Source organism: Streptococcaceae bacterium ESL0729, assembly GCA_029391995.1.
Classification (GTDB): Bacteria; Bacillota; Bacilli; order Lactobacillales; family Streptococcaceae; genus Floricoccus.
In genome coordinates this window covers 519,194-539,283 of sequence record CP113924.1, presented here as the reverse complement: position 1 = coordinate 539,283, position 20,090 = coordinate 519,194, and the positions used below count along the sequence as shown (strand labels likewise).

Annotated in this window: 18 protein-coding genes and 1 pseudogene; 2 read left to right on the top strand and 17 right to left on the bottom strand. The window is 39.4% G+C overall.

Annotated features, from left to right (window positions below; all coding sequences use genetic code 11):
- Positions 1-218: 218 nt before the first annotated feature.
- From OZX68_02750 to OZX68_02735, 4 genes are all read right to left on the bottom strand, one after another.
- Positions 219-1,085 carry an ABC transporter permease gene (locus OZX68_02750; GenBank protein ID WEV61163.1) on the bottom strand — a complete coding sequence of 289 codons (867 nt, stop codon included), beginning with the start codon at positions 1,083-1,085 and terminating at the stop codon, positions 219-221.
- On the bottom strand, positions 1,085-1,981 hold the full coding sequence (locus OZX68_02745) for an ABC transporter ATP-binding protein (GenBank protein ID WEV61162.1): 897 nt from the start codon (positions 1,979-1,981) through the stop codon (positions 1,085-1,087). The genes OZX68_02750 and OZX68_02745 overlap by 1 nt, the downstream gene beginning before the upstream one ends.
- 111 nt (positions 1,982-2,092) lie before the next feature.
- A complete protein-coding gene (locus OZX68_02740; protein WEV61161.1) occupies positions 2,093-2,473 on the bottom strand; it encodes a hypothetical protein in 381 nt (126 codons plus the stop codon).
- The gene (locus tag OZX68_02735) at positions 2,473-2,928 is read right to left on the bottom strand and encodes a LytTR family DNA-binding domain-containing protein (GenBank protein WEV61160.1); all 456 of its coding nucleotides are present in this window, start codon (positions 2,926-2,928) and stop codon (positions 2,473-2,475) included. Before OZX68_02735 ends, OZX68_02740 begins: the two co-directional genes overlap by 1 nt.
- Before the next feature lie 185 nt (positions 2,929-3,113).
- Here OZX68_02735 and OZX68_02730 point away from each other — a divergent pair.
- Both OZX68_02730 and OZX68_02725 read left to right on the top strand, forming a co-directional pair.
- Positions 3,114-3,461, top strand: a pseudogene (locus OZX68_02730) (Cna B-type domain-containing protein).
- A 184-nt stretch (positions 3,462-3,645) separates the two neighbouring features.
- Positions 3,646-4,620, top strand: coding sequence for a class A sortase (locus tag OZX68_02725; protein WEV61159.1), 975 nt, complete (start codon positions 3,646-3,648; stop codon positions 4,618-4,620).
- A gap of 48 nt (positions 4,621-4,668) precedes the next feature.
- Here the strand turns inward: OZX68_02725 and OZX68_02720 are convergent, their stop codons facing one another.
- From OZX68_02720 to codY, 13 genes are all read right to left on the bottom strand, one after another.
- Positions 4,669-6,237: a peptide chain release factor 3 gene (locus tag OZX68_02720; protein WEV61158.1), complete on the bottom strand. Its 1,569-nt coding sequence runs from the start codon at positions 6,235-6,237 to the stop codon at positions 4,669-4,671.
- A gap of 46 nt (positions 6,238-6,283) precedes the next feature.
- Positions 6,284-7,654, bottom strand: coding sequence for a UDP-N-acetylmuramoyl-tripeptide--D-alanyl-D-alanine ligase (locus OZX68_02715; GenBank protein ID WEV61157.1), 1,371 nt, complete (start codon positions 7,652-7,654; stop codon positions 6,284-6,286).
- The gene (locus tag OZX68_02710; GenBank protein WEV61156.1) at positions 7,651-8,694 is read right to left on the bottom strand and encodes a D-alanine--D-alanine ligase; all 1,044 of its coding nucleotides are present in this window, start codon (positions 8,692-8,694) and stop codon (positions 7,651-7,653) included. The genes OZX68_02715 and OZX68_02710 overlap by 4 nt, the downstream gene beginning before the upstream one ends.
- A gap of 3 nt (positions 8,695-8,697) precedes the next feature.
- Positions 8,698-9,294, bottom strand: coding sequence for a recombination mediator RecR (gene recR / locus OZX68_02705; GenBank protein WEV61155.1), 597 nt, complete (start codon positions 9,292-9,294; stop codon positions 8,698-8,700).
- Between the two features lie 11 nt (positions 9,295-9,305).
- Complete coding sequence (locus OZX68_02700; protein ID WEV61154.1) at positions 9,306-11,408, bottom strand: penicillin-binding transpeptidase domain-containing protein; 2,103 nt, start codon at positions 11,406-11,408, stop codon at positions 9,306-9,308.
- A 151-nt stretch (positions 11,409-11,559) separates the two neighbouring features.
- On the bottom strand, positions 11,560-12,255 hold the full coding sequence (locus OZX68_02695; GenBank protein ID WEV61153.1) for a phosphoglycerate mutase: 696 nt from the start codon (positions 12,253-12,255) through the stop codon (positions 11,560-11,562).
- Between the two features lie 70 nt (positions 12,256-12,325).
- Entirely contained in the window at positions 12,326-13,231 is a 906-nt protein-coding gene (locus tag OZX68_02690; GenBank protein ID WEV61152.1) for a LysR family transcriptional regulator, read from the bottom strand.
- A gap of 202 nt (positions 13,232-13,433) precedes the next feature.
- Positions 13,434-13,712 (bottom strand): helix-turn-helix transcriptional regulator, encoded by a 279-nt coding sequence (locus OZX68_02685; GenBank protein WEV61151.1) that lies wholly within the window; start codon positions 13,710-13,712, stop codon positions 13,434-13,436.
- A gap of 107 nt (positions 13,713-13,819) precedes the next feature.
- Positions 13,820-15,253: an Asp-tRNA(Asn)/Glu-tRNA(Gln) amidotransferase subunit GatB gene (gene gatB, locus OZX68_02680; protein WEV61150.1), complete on the bottom strand. Its 1,434-nt coding sequence runs from the start codon at positions 15,251-15,253 to the stop codon at positions 13,820-13,822.
- A 14-nt stretch (positions 15,254-15,267) separates the two neighbouring features.
- Positions 15,268-16,713 carry an Asp-tRNA(Asn)/Glu-tRNA(Gln) amidotransferase subunit GatA gene (gene gatA / locus OZX68_02675; protein WEV61149.1) on the bottom strand — a complete coding sequence of 482 codons (1,446 nt, stop codon included), beginning with the start codon at positions 16,711-16,713 and terminating at the stop codon, positions 15,268-15,270.
- On the bottom strand, positions 16,713-17,018 hold the full coding sequence (gene gatC, locus OZX68_02670) for an Asp-tRNA(Asn)/Glu-tRNA(Gln) amidotransferase subunit GatC (protein WEV61148.1): 306 nt from the start codon (positions 17,016-17,018) through the stop codon (positions 16,713-16,715). The genes gatA and gatC overlap by 1 nt, the downstream gene beginning before the upstream one ends.
- A 94-nt stretch (positions 17,019-17,112) precedes the next feature.
- Complete coding sequence (aspS, locus tag OZX68_02665) at positions 17,113-18,852, bottom strand: aspartate--tRNA ligase (protein ID WEV61147.1); 1,740 nt, start codon at positions 18,850-18,852, stop codon at positions 17,113-17,115.
- 240 nt (positions 18,853-19,092) lie between these two features.
- Entirely contained in the window at positions 19,093-19,896 is an 804-nt protein-coding gene (gene codY / locus OZX68_02660; GenBank protein WEV61146.1) for a GTP-sensing pleiotropic transcriptional regulator CodY, read from the bottom strand.
- Positions 19,897-20,090: the final 194 nt, after the last annotated feature.

Here is a 20,090-nt window from a genome sequence, read left to right as displayed (position 1 = left end):
ATTATCGTTTCTCTTAAAATCGTTTCCGAGTAAATTCTACTCTTACAAAAAACTTGTTGCATTTCAAGCAACGAAGCCCAAAACGCTAAATCCAAATACTCCATCGAGTTATAATTACCTCAATCAGGCAACTGTACAAGTATACCACAAGTAATAGTTAATTAATAGAAGAAAAACCAAGAATTCGTTTCCAAGAAAAATTATCCTCAAAAACCTGACTAGTCTAATCCCTTTTTGAGGGTTCGCCTGATAATAAAAATTGACAAGAGGGCAAGGACTATGGATGATGTGAGAATGATTAAAATATTTTCAAGGGGTGTGGTCAATTGACCGTTAAGCTTTAAACCAATGCCAAATATCTCACGGTAGCTATCTTGAGCAGCAGCTGGTAGCTGCTTAAAAGTGTCTGTAAGTTGGTCTTTTAAGAGAATTTCCCTAAAAAGGGCTGCACTATAGGCTCCCGGGAACAATTTGATGATATTTTGCCCCAAATTGGGAAGGCTTCCGATAGGAATATAGACCCCAGTCAAAAAACCTGACAGGGTACCGATGATTGTTCCAAGCGAATTCAAGCTAGACCTAGCTTTCACAAGACCTGTGATTACAAGACCTAGGCTGGCTGATAAAAGGCTATTTAGCAAAATGGCTATAATCAAAGGAAGAAGGTTATGAACTCCTGGAATTAAGCCATCCTTGATGTAAAAAACGCCAGCTGATATAAGGTAGATTAAAATTTGCATCAGGCTTCCGATGATAAAGCTTGAAAAAAAGTAGCCTAGATAGATGGCTGAAGCCCTAGTATCGGTCAATCTAAAGTACTGCAGCTTGCCGCTTGAATGGTCAATTACAAGCTGTGCCATAGACTGAAAACAAACTGTAATACCTGTTACAGCAAGAAGGCCTGCCAAAAGCCAAAGGTCTGAAAACTTATCACGCCCAGGAAGTCCCGACAAATTGCTCAAATAACCCTCCCTTAAAAAGGCAAAATAGAGGATTAAAATAATCAGGGAGCTCAAAAGAGAAAAGAAAATTGCTAGAGGTTCCTTAAAATAGAGTTTTAAGTTTCTCATCATTAGTGCTTTCATTAACGCATCTCCCTTCCTGTTAGACTTAAAAAGACATCATTCATATTCCCTCCCTGGTAGGTAAAATCTTTAATATAGACCTTCAACTGTTCAAGGGTAGCTATTGCAGCAATAGAGTCGTCAAAATCAAGTGAAATGGGAAATGTTGTCTGACTAAGTTTAAGGATTCTTTTGATTTGATCAAAATCCCCATCCAGGATGGATAATCTTTTCTTGGAATATTGCCTTATTAAGTCAGCCGCCGAGCCATGGGCTATGATTTTCCCGCCATCAATGATGTAGACATTATCTGCTGACTCTGCCTCGTCCAGGTAGTGGCTGGTCAAGAAGATTGTTAGTCCCTCACTTACTCTCATCTCCTGGAGTAGCTCCCAAACGGCCGTCCTTGTTTGGATATCTAGGCCTGTCGTTGGCTCATCCAGATAAAGAATTTCAGGCTGATGAAGGATGGCTAGGGCGATATCAGCCCTTCTTCTTTGCCCCCCTGAAAGCTCCTTGACCTTATGTTTAAGAATATCATCAAGCTGGGTCAGACCAACTACTTCCTTAATCCGCTCCCTGCTAATCCCCTTATATAAGCCAGCCCACATATAAAGATTGTCTTCAACAGTCAAAACATCATCAAGGTAACTTCCTTGGGATACAAGACCAATCTTTGACCTAATTTTACTGCTGTCCTTATCTGAGGAAAGACCATCGTAAGATATAGATCCAGAGCTTGGTCTCCTTAAGAGGGTCAGCATGGAAATGGTTGTTGACTTTCCAGCCCCATTAGTTCCTAAAAGTGCTGTAAAGCTTCCTTTTTTTATGGTTAAATTGATATCTTTAACCACCTGCCTATCCTTATAGGTTTTTGATAAATTTTTTGCTTCCAGTAGATATTCATCTTGAGCCATAAAATATCCTCCAATCTTTTTTTATCCTAACAAAAATTTTATCAAAAAAACATTCAAATCAACTGACCTGCAAAAAAAGACCCCCAAGATGCACTTGGAGACTTTTTACATTTACTTCTTGTGACTCTTTCTGGTCTTTATCTGCCTATTTAGTTCGTCAGCTGTTGTTTTATCCATCCTGTAATTGGCTGCGATAATGACTGCGGTCATTACAAGAGAGCTAGCAAGCATGATGAGTGGAGTTTTCCAGTCAAAAAGAAGGCTTGCACTGCCAACAATTAGAAGAACGCCCAAAAGAGCTAAAATACTTTTAAAGGCAAAATCAAATAGATTTAAAAAAGTCATACAAAAAATTGCACTAACAAGACTTGTGATCATTATTTGACCAACTAAACTGTTGTCCAAGCTTGTACCTGTAAGAATACTTGCCAGAAGTATTATGGTGGTTGCTACTGAAAAATTACTAAAGATTTTGATTATCTGCCTGATCATCACTTATCTCCCCCTAGACCAAAGGCCCGCTTTAAATCTGGAACATACTTTCTTGTTATTTTTACACGCTCACCATTTGTAAGCTGGGCTTCAAAACGGCCACTTAGGCTGGGATGAATCATTGAAATTTTTTCAATATTTACAAGCATGGATTTTGAGATACGGATAAATTGACAATTTTTCAACTTATCTTCAATCACATAAAGTCTATCATCTAACTCAAATTCCTCCCCTTCACTGTAGGCAAAGGTTTTTTTATCAACTGATTCAACATAAAATATCTCGTCTATTGATAGCTTATAAAGTTTACCTTCCTTTTTCCCTAAAAAATAGATGTTCTCATCTACTTCTAACTTACTCAAAAGCTCCTTTCGAAAGTCACTAAGAGCATGCAAACGACAGCTTATCTCCTCTTCTTCCCCTGGAGGAATAATTTCAAGATATATTTTTACCATGAAAGCTCCTTTAGTTAGCCTAGACATCTTTTCTAAATCTTATCAAAGAGTTAGTGAATCTTCAATAAGTGAGCCAATAATAGGTTAACAAGGGGGATGAATTCAATTTTTAAGTAAAAAGTGTTAAAATGCACGAGTATTGTTTTTGCAATATATAACTTTTATTACAAACAGTTCATAATTGGAAGTACGAATTTACTGATTTGCCAGAGTATAAAGACGGGCAGAAAATAAATTATACAATTAGTGAAGATGCTGTTGATGGCTATATTACAAGTATCAAGGGATATGATCTTGTTAATAGTCACACACCAAAGGAAACAAGCACCAGCCCAACAAAGGCAGACACTATTTCTAACGACGACAAACACAAGCAAATAAATCCACAAGTTGACCAAAAGACTCCAGTAAAGACGGAATTACCAAGTACAGGAACTAAAAGGGAAGATAGCTTCAAACTTAGCTGCCTCCTTCTCCTCCTCGCTACAACAAGTATGATTCTAGCCTATAAACAATTTAGAAGGGCAGATTAAATAGAAAAATAGGATGGTCTAGTAAATCATCCTATTTTCATATCCATTATGACCCACCTAAAAAGGATTCTAAACTTTTTATGATATAATAACGCAAATCAAAGATAAGTTTAATTTACCACTTATAATTTATCAGCTGCCGGTAAAATACTTACTCAAATACAGATTAATAAGGATTCTAACCATGTTAAACTTGCCAATTTTAGCAATCAATCAAGCTACCAACGATCAATATGGCCTTTCGGAAATATTATTCATTTTACTTATCTCCTTGCCCCTAGCCTGCCTGCTCCAATTTATCTTTTCAAGGCTTAGGAAAAATCCCACCACCTATAAAAAATTAATCATAAACACAATTTTACTGGCTTTCATCCTGTCTTCTTTAGGCATAGGCATGCAAATTTTGTACCAAAAGAACACATTTGCCGTCCAAAATAAAGTTTTAGATGTGGTAAACTCCTACAGGCAGAATGAAGAAAATAAACTGGCCGCTCATGATGACAGCTCTCGCCTTGATATAGAAAAAATGGTCATGCGTCAGGCTGTACCAGGTCTTAGTAAACAAGGGTTTGTATCTATTCCAAGTAGAAATATCCTTCTTCCCATCTATAATGATGCTTATAGTGATGCGGGACTAAACGCTGGAGCCAACTACGCTAATAAATCCCAGCTTGACCCACTTGGATCAACTGTCCCTGTCATGGGACAAGGAAATTATGGGCTAGCCGCCCACAACTTCAATGATGGCAAGACTGGATTTAGTGGCCTACAGAAGGAAATAAATAATGATTCACCCTATATCATCAACGGAAAATTATCTGGATCTGATTGGCTGAACGGCCAAACTGTCCTCCTTGCCAATGCAAGCGGCATCTATGAGTACCAAATAACTGGCCAAACTTTAGTAACAAAAAATACTACATCTGTTTTGAATCCAAGTGAAAACCCTGAATTAACAATAGTCAGCTGCCTCTTTCCGTCAACCGACTTTCGAATCATAACCCACGCCCAACTAACAAGTAGCTATAGCTGGGATAATGCCCCCCAAGAACTTGTTAATGAATTTAATTTAAAAGTCAAAAGTACAAATGCCCATGCCTCTTGGTGGAATCCAGGTACTGAAGAAGGTGCTAATGGAGACAAAGGAGGAAGCAATTAATTTCTTGCCATACAAAAAAACATCCATTAGGATGTTTTTTTATTTATCTTACGCAGTTGGTGGTGTCGAGCTTAACTCCACATCTGGGTACTTGTCGGCAAACCAGCGTTCTGCAAATTGATTTTCAAATAGGAAAAGGGGATTTCCAAAACGGTCACGGGCTAAAATGTTACGGCTGGAGCTCATTTTTTCATCAAGCTGCTCGGGATTAATCCAGCGGACTGTCTTGTTCCCCATTGGAGTCATAACAACCTCTGCATTATATTCACCAATCATCCTGTGCTGGAAGACTTCAAATTGAAGTTGTCCGACAGCACCCAGCATATATTCATTGGTTTGATAGTTTTGGTAGAGCTGGATGGCACCTTCTTGTACCAGCTGCTCAATTCCCTTGTGGAAGCTCTTTTGCTTCATGACATTTTTAGCACTGACACGCATAAATAATTCAGGGGTAAATGTTGGTAAAGGCTCATACTCAAAGTTTTGCTTACCAGTTAATAGAGTATCTCCAACCTGATAAGTTCCAGTATCATAGACCCCGATGATGTCTCCTGCTACTGCTGTCTCAATGTTTTCACGACTTTCAGCCATAAACTGAGTCACGTTTGATAGCTTCATCTTCTTTTTAGCTCGGGGAAGACGGATATCCATCCCGCGGGTAAAGGTTCCTGAACTAATGCGGACAAAGGCAATGCGGTCACGGTGGGCTGGGTTCATGTTGGCTTGGATCTTGAAGACAAATCCTGAGAAGTCTTCAGAATAGGGGCTAATCTCATGACCATCAGTGGTCTTGTGGGCATGAGGCGTTGGTGCATATTCTAAGAAGGTATCAAGGAAGGTTTGGACACCAAAGTTTGTAAGGGCTGACCCAAAGAAGACAGGTGTTAACTCACCTAGGATTACCTCTTCTTCAGAGAAGGGATTTCCGGCTTCTTGGATTAGCTCAATGTCGTCTAATGCCTGCTTGTAAAATGGGTTGTTGCGTAGTTCATGATTTTCAGGTACTTCACCTTCTTCATTTAGCTCAACAAAACGCTCATCTCCCTTGAAGAGTTCAATACGGTGGTTGTGCATGTCGTAAAGTCCTTCAAAGGCTTTACCCATCCCAATTGGCCAGTTCATCGGTGTACTTAAAATACCAAGTGTTTCCTCAAGCTCTTCTAAGAGTTCAAGAGGTTCACGCCCGTCCCGGTCAAGTTTGTTGATGAAGGTGAAGACTGGGATTCCGCGGTCTTTTACAACCTTGAAAAGTTTCTTGGTCTGGGCCTCAATACCTTTTGCACTGTCAATTACCATAACAGCAGCATCCACAGCCATCAAAGTTCGGTAGGTATCTTCTGAAAAGTCCTCATGCCCTGGGGTATCAAGGATGTTTACCTTCTTACCAGCATAGTCAAACTGCATGACAGAGCTGGTTACAGAAATCCCACGTTGTTTTTCAATTTCCATCCAGTCAGACTTGGCAAAGGTTCCAGATTTTTTGGCCTTAACCGTTCCAGCTTCACGGATGGCACCACCGAACATCAAAAGTTGCTCAGTGATAGTCGTCTTCCCGGCATCCGGGTGACTAATAATCGCAAAGGTGCGACGCTTATTTACTTCTTCTTGTAGATTCATTATTATTCTTTCTCCGTTGTTATATTATAACAGCGTATTCTAGTGATTATTCTTTGGGTAAAAGTCCCTTGACAACCTCAGCTAAATTCATGCTATTACTTCCTTTAAGAAGGATTTGGTCATTTTCACCCAGATCTTCAGCTACATCCTTGATTAAATCATCAAGCTCATCTTTCTCATCGTCTTTGCGGTAGAACTTAAGATGTCCCTTTTCAAAAATGTCCTTGGCATAGTCAACCAAAGCTTCCATCTCTTCCCCGTAAAGGTAGAGACGGTCAATTTTTTCAGGGTCAAGTGCTGTAATCATCATTGAATGATACATGTTTGAGCTTTCACCAAGCTCCTTCATATCAGCTAGAACGACTGCTTTTTTGCCGCCAGGATTGTTTGCAAGCTCCTGGAAGGTTTCAAGCATTAGACGCATGGCCGTTGGATTGGCATTGTAGACATCTGATAGGATATCTGCCCCGTTTGCGGCTACAAGCCACTCGGTGCGGTTTCCAGTAACTCTAAGGTCCTCTTGGAGCCCGCGTTTTATATTTTCGTCACTTACGCCTTCAATATGGCCAACGTAGGCCGCAAGCATGGCATTGGTGGCATTGAATTTCCCTGGTAATGGTACTGTCAGCTCGCGGTCCATGAAGTTTAATTCAAATGTTTGATAGTCCGTGTGGGAATAAAGGTTTGTAATAAAAATATCTTCATTCGGTCCAAAACGGACAATTTTTTGGTTTTCTGGCAAATACTGATTGATAATTTTGTCAGCAGGAGCAATAAGCGTCCCAGCTTTCATCCCATCAGTAATCTGCATCTTACCCTCAGCAATTTTTTCGCGGCTGCCAAAGAACTCAATATGGCTTTCACCAATCATGGTAAGAACAGCAATCTTGGGTCTTGCAATCTGACTAAGAGTATGGATATCCCCCAGATGATCCTGCCCCATTTCAAGGACTAATTTTTCAGTAGCTTCAGGCATATGAAGGACTGTATAAGGAAGGCCAATCTCATTGTTATAATTCCCTTGAGTCTTATAGGTCTTAAAGCTAGTTTCAAGGACTGAAGCAATCATATCTTTGGTGGTCGTTTTTCCGTTACTACCAGTTACGGCAATAACATCAGCCCCTGTTTTATCCAAATAATATCGGGCCAAGTCTTGAAAGGCCTTGAGGACATCATCAACCAAGAGATAGGTATGACCTTCAAGATCTTTTTCAGACAAGGTGGCTCCTGCCCCATTTTCAAAGGCCTTGGAAATAAAATCATGGCCATCACGCTCACCTTTTAAAGGTAAGAAAAGGTCTCCTGCTGTAATTTTTCTACTGTCAAATTCAATACCAGTAAGTTCAAGGTCAGAAAATTCCTCAACCTTGTTTTTTGCCCCGACTACTTTTGCTATTTCATATAAACTTAACTTCATTTTAAATGTTCCTCACGCTCATTGAAGGCTTCCTTGGCTAGTCTAATCAACTCTTCGATTAAATCAGGGTAGCTAAGTCCCATTTTTTCCCAAAGAAGGGGATACATTGAAAATTGGGTGAATCCTGGAATGGCATTAATTTCATTCAAGTAAAATTCATTATCTTTTGTTAAAAAGAAGTCACAACGGCTAAGGCCACTTCCACTAACTGTCTTATAGGCAAGCTCTGCATAATGACGCATTTTTTCCATAACGGGTGCATCAATATGGGCTGGAATATCCATGGTAATCCTGTTGTCAATATACTTGGAATTGTAGTCATAAAAATCTACGTCCTTAACAACTTCACCAGCTAAAGTAGACTTGACCTCAAGGTTTCCAAGGACTGCAACCTCAATCTCACGGGCATCAACTCCCTGCTCAACCAGGACACGGCCATCAAACTTAAAGGCTTCATTAAGACCAGCTTCAAGGTCATCATTTGATTCAACCTTTGAAATTCCAACACTTGAACCCATGTTGGCAGGTTTTACGAAAACAGGATAGGTAAGTTTTTCATTTACTTCCTTCATTTTTTCACTCATGGCTTCACGACCAATAACTGCCACATAAGGAACTTGAGGAACCCCAACAGTTTCAAGAACATGTTTGGTCATAATCTTATCCATGGTAACGCTAGCTGCTGTAATATTTGGTCCAACATAAGGCATTTTAAGAATTTCTAAGAAACCTTGAATTGAGCCATCCTCTCCCATAGGACCGTGGAGGACTGGAAAGACTACTGCTCCCTCTTCAAAGATATCACTTGCTTTAATTTTTTGATCCAGCTTAACTGTCTCATTGGTCATTAGTTTTTCATCCGCTGCTGGTTGTTCACTAAAAACTTGAGTTTTAATAAAATCACCATCTTTGGTTATAAAATAAGTTTTTACCAAATGTTTTGAATAATCAACTGACCTCATCACGCTTTCAGCTGACAGGACTGATACCTCACGTTCAGCACTACGACCACCATACAGTAAAATTAAAACTTCCTTCATGAATTAAATTTCCTTCCTATTTTCTACAGCCTTAAGGAGGGTAACCTCATCAGCATATTCAATGTCACTACCAACCGCAAGTCCACGTGCCAGGCGGGTAACTTTAATTCCAGCCGGCTTAATCAGCCTTGATAAATAGATTGATGTAGCTTCACCCTCACTTGTTGCATTAGTTGCTAGGATAACCTCATTGATGCTTGTATCCCTAAGACGTGTTATAAGACTTTTTACATTGATGTCATCAGGGGAGATCCCGTTCATGGGTGATATGGTTCCCTGAAGCACATGATAAAGACCATTATATTCTCTAATTTTTTCGATGGCTAAAACATCCTTACTATCTTCAACAACTAGAATGGTCGTCTTGTCTCTACTATCACTTGTACAGATACCACAGGGATCTGTATCCGTTAAATTACCACAAATAGTGCAAAATTTTAAATCCCTTTTGGCTGATAGAAGGTTCTTAGCAAAGGCATTTACATCCTCATCTTCCATCCCGATGGTATAAAAGGCTAGCCTGGTTGCAGTCTTTTGTCCGATACCTGGAAGCTTACTATAACTCTCAATTAGCCTGGCTATTGGTTGGGGATAATACACTTGGGCCTCCTTTACTTAAATCCGTACATACTATTGTATAAGTTTACGATATCACGGGCAATTTTTTGGTTGACCCCTGAATTACCGTCAGTTAGGTTGGGAATCATGACACCAAGGGCAATCTGTGGATTATTACTTGGTGCATAGGCTACAACATTATTAGCTGTCGTTGTAACAAGGTTTCCACTAGCATCACGAGCAAATGTTTCAGCAGTCCCTGTTTTAGCAGAGATTGGAACACTTTCACCCTGCCTGATAACTGTACCAGTCGCATAGCCGCTTCCGTGAACAACCTCATAAAAACCTTCCTTGATAATGTCCATTTGAGCTTGTGAGATATTAACCTTATTGACAACTTGAGGATCAATTAGTTTAAGTTCCTTACCAAGGACATTTTCTTCTTGATTCTCATAAATTCCCTTGACAATATGTGGTGCATAACGGGTTCCCCCGTTGGCTACAGTTGAAGCATATTGAGCCAATTGTAAGGTAGTATAAGTGTCGTACTGACCAAAGCTTAAATCAAGTAGGGCACCAATACTTGATGAGTCAGCACTTGGGATAAGACCACGGGTTTCTCCACTTACGTCAAAACCTGTCTTAACTCCCAGACCATATTCACCAAAAGTTGCCCTTAGTTCATCAAAAACCTTGTCCTTATTGGTCAAGTCAATCCCCATATTATAGCTGTAAGGTTGGCCAAGCATTTTTAGGACAATCTGTAGCATGTAGGTATTAGATGAATACTCAAGGGCTTGAACTGCATTGATGGCAAGTTTTCCACCGTAGGTAAACCATGATTGTTTGACCGCACTTCCAGCGATTTGAATGGGCTGATCGATTAAAACTTCATTACCTGATAAAACACCATTTTGCCAGCCTGATGTGATGGTTGCTCCCTTGACGACAGAACCTGGAACATAGGCACCGGTAAAGGTTCCCAGGCTATTTTTGGCAATTTCTCCCGTTTGGATGTCCTGCGTTAGTCCTGCCATGGCAAGAATAGAGCCGTCATTAGGATTCATAACCACAGCGTAGGCTCCTTCTGAGACATTGGCAATCCCTAAAGATTTAGCCTCATCAAAGTATCTTTGGAGGATATCTTGAACACCTGATTGGAATTTTAGGTCAACGGTCAACTTAACATCGTTACCCCTTTTTCCTTCAGAAAGAACCTTTTGGCTACTTACATTTCCGTCCTTGTCCAGATAAACTTCACTTACTGTCTTAGATCCTTGTAAGTATTCTTCATAGCTCTTTTCAATGTAGCTTGTTCCAACTCGGTCATTTCTTGAATAACCCTTGGCTAGATAATCATCAAGGTCTTCTGCTGGAATACCTGATTTTTCAGAAGAGATTGTCCCAAGGATTGGCCTTAAAGCTGTATCAGCATATGACCTAGTCCAATCTGTCCCAATGCTAATCCCAGGAAGATTTTTCTCATTTTCAGCAATCTTTGCGACCTGGGTATCTGATAGATTGTCTGATACAAGTGTACTTGTATTAAAATTTGAGGTTGCATTCATTTTCTTATAAATTCTTGCGGCCTCAAGCTCATCAGCATTGTAGGCAACCTCCTCTTCAGTTACCTTTGAAATAATATTGGTGTATATCTCACCCTCTGAAAGCCTATCACCAGTCTTTTGGTCATACTTATCCTCGGTTGTAAGCCTTTCTTGGACCTTACGAAGATTGTCTGGATCAGCCAGGAAGAAATCCCTCTTATCTCTTTCAGATAAATACTCATCTTCTAAGGCATTAGGAAGGATGGGTACAAGTTTTTCTGCTACCTCTCTCATTTGACCAGCAGTAACATTATTTGATCTGGTAAATTTTATGGCCGTTTTTGCCTTATTGGTTACTAGGGGCGTACCTGTTGCATCATAAATCTGCCCCCTGGGGCTTGCTTCGATGACCTTGGCAACAGAGCCTGACTCCTTTAATTTTTTTACATAAAAATCATAGTGAATTATCTGCATATTATAGAGCTTGGCAATCAGGATAATAAACAGGGTAAAGATTACAAAAAACAGCAAATTTATCCTGGTTGGAATGGCTCTTACTGACTCACCTAATTTTTTACTTTTATTTTTTTCATTGTTAAATTTAGACATATGTATCCACCTCAAATACCTGTCTATTCTACACTATTTTAAGCAATATTTAAAGTAGGAAAAGATTGCTCAATTTTACCAACAGCTCCTTTAGAGGCCTAAAAAAAGATACAAAAATGGCACAAAAAAATGGGTCATGGGACCCATTTTCTTATTTTTCTTCTAGGTAGTATTCCTTAACTAGGTTTAAGTTCTCATCGAATTCAAATACTAGTGGTGGGAAGTTTGGAATTTCAACACCCATGATTTCATCATCAGAAAGACCTTTGATGTGTTTTACAAGGGCACGAATTGAGTTTCCGTGAGCTCCAACAAGAACGTTTTTATCGTCTTTAAGTGCTGGTGCAATGTGATCTTCCCAGAAAGGAAGGGCACGTTCAAGAGTTACCTTAAGGTTTTCAGCATCTGGAATAACTGAGTCATCAAGGCTTTCGTAACGACGGTCTGAGTGTGCAGAGTATTCGTTGTCACGGTCCATGTTTGGTGGTAGTGTATCGTATGAACGACGCCAGATAAGAACTTGATCATCTCCAAATTCTTCAGCAGCTTCAGCCTTGTTAAGACCAGTAAGACCACCGTAGTGACGTTCGTTTAGACGCCAAGATTTAAGAGTTGGTACCCAAAGTTGATCTGAGTATTCAAGAATATAGTTTGTAGTTTTGATAGCACGTTTAAGAACAGAAGTGTAAGCTACATCAAATTTGATTCCAGCTTCCTTAACAAGTTTCCCTGCTTTAATTGCTTCTTGTGTTCCTTGCTCAGCTAGGTCTACATCAGCCCAACCAGTGAAAAGATTTTTTTCATTCCACTCAGAAAGTCCGTGACGTGCAAAAACTAATTTTACCATGATGGTATCTCCTTTTAGTGATTTATTTGACTAGCTTATTTTACAGTATTTTTTCTAAAAAATCTAGCTACTAAAATTTATTTTTATCAAAATAACTATCAAGACTGGCTCTAAAAGACTGAGCTAATTTACTCAGGTCATGCCCTTTTTGCTTAAATAAGATCAGGTCATTTTCAAGCCCATCCTCCAAATACAAGACTGAAATATTATGGACACTTTCACTGTCAATAAAGCCACTTCCAGTAGCATAGGAATCCGTTCTTTCAAGAATTCCATTAAGGGTTGCCCTGTCTGTTACATTATAGATCAAAGTATCCTCAAAGGTTTCAACCAAGTCTTCCGAATAGTAAAGATACTGGTCACTTTCCTGGGTAAATCTTGCCCGACTTAAAGACTTTAAATCATCCGTATAAATCCTGTCCTTCTTGGTCAAGGGATGGTTTTTCTTGACATAAATATGAGTTTTAAAGGTCATCAACTCAATCTTTTCAAGCTCAAGCTTGTCAAGCATCCTCATGATACCAGCCCGGTTATCCTTATTAAGATAGGCAATTCCAACCTCACTATGGCCATCAGCAACCTCACTTAAGATATTGAAGGTCGTACTTTCAAAAATCCTAAAATTCTTCAGGTCAGGATTTTTTTCAGCAAAGTCAACTCCCACTGGTCCTAAAAAATCATAATGCTGGCTAGCGACTGAAAAGCTCTTGGAAACTTCCTCGCTCTTGGTATATCTTGACTCAAAGGATTCAAAGTTTCTAAGAATAATTTGTGCCTGCTCATAAAAACGTTCCCCCTTGGGTGTCAAAACAGCCCCACTATTAGTTCTTTCAAAGACCTGGAAGCCAAGCTTGCCCTCAAGATCCTTAATGGAAATTGATAAATTAGGTTGGCTAACAAAGAGTTGCTCGCTTGCCTCCCTAAAGGTTCCTGTATTGGCAATTGCTACAACATAACGTAGGTGCTTGATATCCATATTACTTCCTATCTAAATTTTTTCAACAAAAAATGGTGTACTGAAGCCAGTATACACCATTTTAAGCTATTTGGCAGTTCTTAACTCTAACAAAGCCAATAAGTAAAGTCTATGACAATTACTCAAAAATCTCCTTTACAAGCCTTTCTTGAAGTAGACATTAGGAAGCCTGTAATAATGGTAAAGCTTTCAAATAATCAAATCAGGCCAGGGACTTTGAATTGTCCTGTTTTTCCCACAGTTCACAGTGGTATTTTGAGCACCAGAGGACATTATCCTCCTTCTTCCTATTTTGGTAATCAAAAAGTTCATCAACGGTAATGTCAAGAGCCCTTGCCAACTTAAAAGCTAAGGCAAGTTCTGGATCGTACTTGTCATTTTCAATGGCATTGATTGTTTGACGGCTCACATGAGTTAATTTTGCCAGGTCTTCTTGTGAAAATTTCATACTTTTTCGGAAATCTTTAATTCGATTTTTCATTTTCTACCTCCGATAGTTTTCTTTAGCTTACAACAAGTAAAACACTTTTTACATATATAGTCAATTGATTGGCAACTAAAATAAAAGCAGACTAGGCTGCTTTTATTTTATAATTTTTCAAGTTCAGCATTAAGTAATTGTTGAAGGACTTGTGGGTTGGCTTGTCCCTTAGTCTGTTTCATCAATTGCCCAATGAAGGCCTTGGCTGCATTTTTATTTCCACCCTTGTAGTCATTCACAATTTTTTCATTCTTTTCAAAGACTTCTTGAATAATTGGAATAAGAACTGCTGGGTCAGAGATTTGGATAAGTCCTGCTGATTTAACAAATTCTTCAGCACTACCACCTTCTTTTGCTAGGTGGATAAAGACTTTTTTAGCAATCTTACTTGAAATTGTTCCATCTGCAATCAGAGAAATCATTTCAACAAGATTTTCCGGGCTAAGCTTGATGTCTTTTAGTTCAAGTCCTTCAGCATTTAAATACTGGGCAACCTCACCTTGAAGCCAGTTGGAAACAAGTTTTGCATCTCCACCAAGTTGAGTAGCTTGGTCAAAGAAGTCAGAAACTTCCTTGCTGGCAGTAATTTGCATAGCATCATAATCAGATAAGCCAAGTTCTGAAATATATTTCAGGCGGCGCTCTTTTGGAAATACTGGAAGGGTTGTACGAACTTCTTCAATCCATGAGTCCTCAATCTCGAAACGAGGAAGATCTGGTTCTGGGAAGTAACGGTAGTCACTTGATCCTTCTTTAACACGCATGAGAATTGTTTCCCCAGTTGCTTCATCATAACGGCGTGTTTCCTGTTGGATTAAACCACCCGAACGAAGGACCTTAGCCTGACGCTCTACCTCATGGGCTAATCCCTTACGAACATAGTTGAAAGAGTTCAAGTTTTTAAGCTCAGTTTTGGTACCAAATTCTTCTTGACCGTAAGGGCGAAGGGAAATGTTGGCGTCAACCCGCATTGATCCTTCTTCCATCTTAACATCAGAAATACCAGTATATTGGATAATTTCCTTAAGAGCTGTTAGATAGGCATAAGCTTCCTCAGGACTTCTCATATCAGCTTCTGATACAATCTCAATAAGAGGTGTTCCCTGACGATTTAAATCAACATATGAGTAACCATCAACTCCGTGGGTATTTTTACCAGCATCTTCTTCCAAATGGGCACGTTCAATACGGATGTTTTTCTTGCTGCCATCTGGAAGTTCAATTTCAATTGATCCATTGTAGCCAATTGGCTCATCAAACTGTGAAATTTGGTAGGCTTTGGGATTATCTGGGTAAAAATAGTTTTTACGGTCAAAGTGCATGCTTTGGTGGATATCCATATTTAAGGCTAAAGAAGCTTTAATTCCTGATTCAATAGCTCCCTTATTCATAACAGGAAGCACCCCTGGATAACCCCAGTCAACGACATTTGTGTTGGTATTTGGATCAGCCCCAAAATGAGCTGGTGCAGTAGAGAAGATTTTTGAGTTTGTTTTTAACTCAACGTGGACTTCAAGTCCAATGACAGTTTCAAAGTTCATTTTAGAAGTCCTTTCTATTCAAAAATGATTGGTTTATTCTTGTGGAAGTCAGTTGTAGCCTCAAAAGCTGCTGCTACTTGGTAAATAGTCTCTTCATCAAAGGCCTTACCGATTAACTGCATTCCAACTGGAAGACCATCAACTTGACCTGCAGGAATTGAGATACCTGGAAGTCCAGCAAGGTTTACAGGAATTGTAAGAAGGTCAGCTAGATACATGGCAAGAGGATCATGATTTTGACTTCCAAGGTCATAGGCTACAGTTGGAGCTGTAGGGCCTAAGATAATATCGTAGTCCTTAAAGACTTTGGCAAAATCTTCCATAACAAGGGTTCTAACCTGACCAGCTTTTTTGAAGTAGGCATCATAGTAGCCTGATGAAAGGCTGAAGGTTCCAAGCATAATCCGGCGTTTAACCTCTTCACCAAATCCTTCACTACGTGATTTAAGGTAGACATCATCAAGATTTTCAATATCATCAGCTCGGAAGCCATAGCGGATACCATCAAAACGTTGAAGGTTAGATGATGCTTCACTTGACGCAATGATATAGTAGATAGCAACCCCGTATTTTGAATGCGGTAGGCTGACCTCTTCAACAATAGCACCTAGAGATTCAAGATGTTTAGCTGCGGCAAGAATTTGCTCCTTAACACCCTCATCAATTCCTTCACCAAAGTATTCCTTGGGTAAAGCGATCTTCATTCCCTTGATATCTTTACCAATCTTACTTGCAAAGTCAGGAATAGCAACTTTTGATGATGTTGAATCACGCACATCATGTCCTGAGATTGCATTTAGTAAGTGGGCATTATCTTCAACATTTTGTGAGAAAGGCCCAATTTGGTCCAAAGAGCTTCCAAAGGCAATCAAGCCATAACGAGAAATTCGCCCGTAAGTAGGCTTAAGACCTACAACACCATTAAAGGCTGCTGGTTGGCGGATTGAGCCTCCTGTATCAGATCCAAGAGATAGGGTAACCTGGTTTGATGCAACAGCTGTGGCTGACCCACCTGATGAACCCCCAGGAACCTTAGAATGATCCCAGGCATTTTTAGTAGCCTTAAAGGCTGAGTTTTCAGTTGAACCACCCATGGCAAACTCATCCATGTTTGTCTTACCAACAATAATCATGTCATTGTCATAAAGTCTTTCAACAGATCCTGCATCATAGATTGGATTAAAGTTATAAAGCATTTTGCTGGCAGCAGTTGTTAGAATATCTTTGGTTACAATATTGTCCTTAACTGCAATTGGAATACCCGCTAAAAGATTATTAGCATCAATTCCACGCTCATCAAGCTCCCTTGCCTGTTTAAGAGCATGTTCTTCAGTAATAGTAATGAATGAGTCAACTGCTCCTTCACGCTTTTTGATACCTTCTAGGGTACTTTTGGTTAATTCTAAGGCTGATATTTCCTTCTTAACTAACTTTTCATGTAATTCTTTAATCGTTGCCATTATGCATCTCCTCCACCGTCAAGAATTGCTGGTACCTTAATGTAGCCATCCTCAGATTCTGGAACATTTTTCATAAGTTCATCACGATTCCAACCTGGAAGGGCAACGTCTTCTCTCATAAAGTTAAGGTTATCAGAAACATTACTTGTAAATTCAACCCCTTCTGTATCAACTTCGCTGAGTAATTCAACCATTTCAATAATTTTTCCTAATTGGTCAGTAAATTTTTCCACATCAGCATCATCAAATTGCAACTTAGACAGGTGGGCAACATGACGCACTTCTTCTTCAGTTATTTTACTCATTTCTTCTCCTTTTACTAATTATCTCCCTATTTTACCAAAAATATTAGCAGATTGAATAATAAATATTACTTATTCTACAAAATATCTGTAATTATTAGAGACTAAGCTCCCTCAATTGGTCTTCTGCGACAAGGGCTGGTGACTCAACCATCAAGTCCCGACCCATACCGTTCTTAGGAAAGGCCATCACCTCACGAATATTGTCCTCCTTAGCAAGAAGCATGATCAAGCGATCAAGACCCAGGGCAAGGCCTCCGTGGGGTGGAAAGGCAAAGTCAAGAGCTTCTAAGAAGAAGGCAAAGTCCCTTTCATATTCTGCTTTTTCCATTCCTAAGAGTTCAAACATGACCTCCTGCATCTCTCTTTCATGAATTCTAAGGCTTCCACCTCCGATTTCATAACCATTTAAGACGATATCATAGGCATAACTTTTTTGATTTTCTGGCTCATGTTTAAGTTCCTCAGGGCTAGAGGCACATGATTTGGTAAAAGGATGGTGCATGGCTTGATACCTTTTTTCATCAGGATTCCATTCAAGTAAGGGCCAGTCCACCACCCACAAGAAATTAAGGGCTTCCTCATCTATCAGGTCATTTTCCTTGGCAAGCCTTAATCTTAAAGCTCCTAGAGCCTTACGAACCCTATCTTTTACTCCACTTGCGAGGAAAACCAAGTCCCCATCATCTGCCTCTAAGTAGCTCAGCAACTCAGCTGAATGACCCTTAAACATTGACTTCAAACTTCCACCAAAGGACTTATCTGCAATTTGACTGCTAGCAAATCCATCAATACCAAACTCCAAAAGATATTTTTTAAGCTGTTCAATTTCTCGCTTAGAATATCGCTTGGCTCCTTCTTTTAAAACGAGGGCACCCAACATGCCATCATCAGACTTTAAAGCCTTTTGGATGAAAAGGGAAGGATTATCTCTTTCAAAATCCGTCAAATCCTTAAGTTCCATCTCAAATCTTGTATCTGGCTTGTCTGAGCCAAAGCGTCTCATGGCTTCTTCATAGGAAATTTGCGGGAAGGCTTTTGCCAGCTCAACCCCCTTAACCTCTTTAACAACGGCCTTAAGCATTCTTTCAACTAGGTTTTGAATCTCCTCTTGGCTAGCAAAACTTACTTCCAAGTCAACCTGGGTAAATTCAGGCTGACGGTCTCCTCTTAAATCCTCATCTCTAAAGCAGCGGACAAGCTGATAATAACGGTCAAAACCTGCTCCCATTAGGAGTTGTTTGAGCATCTGGGGACTTTGGGGGAGGGCATAGAATTGTTCCTTTTGAAGCCTTGATGGAACTAGAAAATCTCTGGCTCCCTCAGGGGTTGATTTACCCAAGTAAGGAGTCTCAATATCAATAAAGGATTCTGAATTTAAAAAATTACGAATGCTTTTTGTTACCTGATGACGCAGTAAAATATTCTCAGTCATCTTCCTTCTTCTTAGATCAAGATAGCGGTAACGCTGCCTTAGATCATCTCCTGTGCGGGTGTAATCATCAAGCTCAAAGGGTAGATCCTTACTTGATGAGAGGAGCTTAATTTTTTGGGCCCTAAGTTCAACCTGGCCACTAGCAATATTCGGATTAACAAATCTCTCCTTACGTTTGACCACCTGTCCAAAAATTTCAATGATACTTTCTTTTTTTAGACGGATAATTTCTTCAAAATTATCAAGGGAATTATCAATAAAGACCTGTAAAATACCTGCCCTATCGCGTAATTCAATAAAGGACAATTTACCGTGATTACGAATATTAGCAATCCATCCTTGAACCTTAACCTCTTGACCAACCTGGTCTAGCCCATAGTTTCCAACATAAGTCTTACCCATATCTATCCCTCTTTTTCTATAAAAAAAGACCACGCTTCGCCCTGAGTCAGGACGAAAAACGTGGTACCACCCAAATTTAGAACAGGCTACAAACCCATCCTCTCAAAATTTTAACGCAATCAACGTCCATGTTTTTAGCATGAATCTAAAGTATGTTTTTCAGTAAAATCAACTATGCATTTTCCAGCAGCCATGCACTCTCTGAAAGCATCATCTACTTACTCCTACTTATCATAGATATTAAAAATTACGATCCTTTAATTTATCATAAATACCTTCATTTACTACCTTAAGGTAGGTACCCTTCATCCCGAGTGAACGGCTTTCAATAATACCTGCACTTTCAAGTTTTCTAAGGGCATTTACAATTACACTTCTGGTAATACCAATCTTGTCAGCCACAACACTTGCTGTCAGACGCCCTTCAGGGCCTCCAAGCTCTTCAAGAATGGCATTAACAGCCTTAATCTCTGAATAAGATAAGGTATTAACGGCCATGGCAACTGCCGTTTGCTTTCTAATATCATCTTCCATTGTTTCCATCTTGATATAAGAAAGTTGGACACCAATGACTGTTGTTGCCATCTCAATTAAGACAAGGTCATCTTCGTTAAAACCACCATTATTTTCCCAAACAATAAAGGTTCCAAGGCGATCTCCTCCCCCGTAAATGGGAGCTATGGTTGTTACCCCATTTGGAAATTGATCCCTAGCCTCATCCGGGAAAATTGATAATCTGGCATTGACATCCAAATTAGCCTCAACCTCATAGACACGGCTAGTTTGAATAACATACTCCTTAGGAAATTTCCTCATTTCAAAGAAGGATTCAACCCGATCATTGTTGGTCTTATATGGTAGGGCATAACCTAAAATATTTCCATCCATATCAAGGACACAAGCATTACAGTTAATGATTTCTGCAATCCGGGCAGTCATTTCTTTATATGGTAAAACGTCATTTTCGTTAGCGTTTAAACCAGTTATTTCACCATCTTGAAGGATGGCTGTTAATTTTCTTGTTTTCTCTAGTAAAGAAAGCATAACTTCTCCTTAGTCTTGATTTTCGATTTATTATATCAGCAATTATTTATAAATGCAAGAAATTTTCAGAATATTCATATTAGATAACATTCTTTCAATAGTTTTATAGAAAAGTAAAATATTCTTATAATTTTTTCATTCTAAAAGCCTGTGTTTTTTTAAGACCGCACAATCTAAAATAATATCAGTTCGGA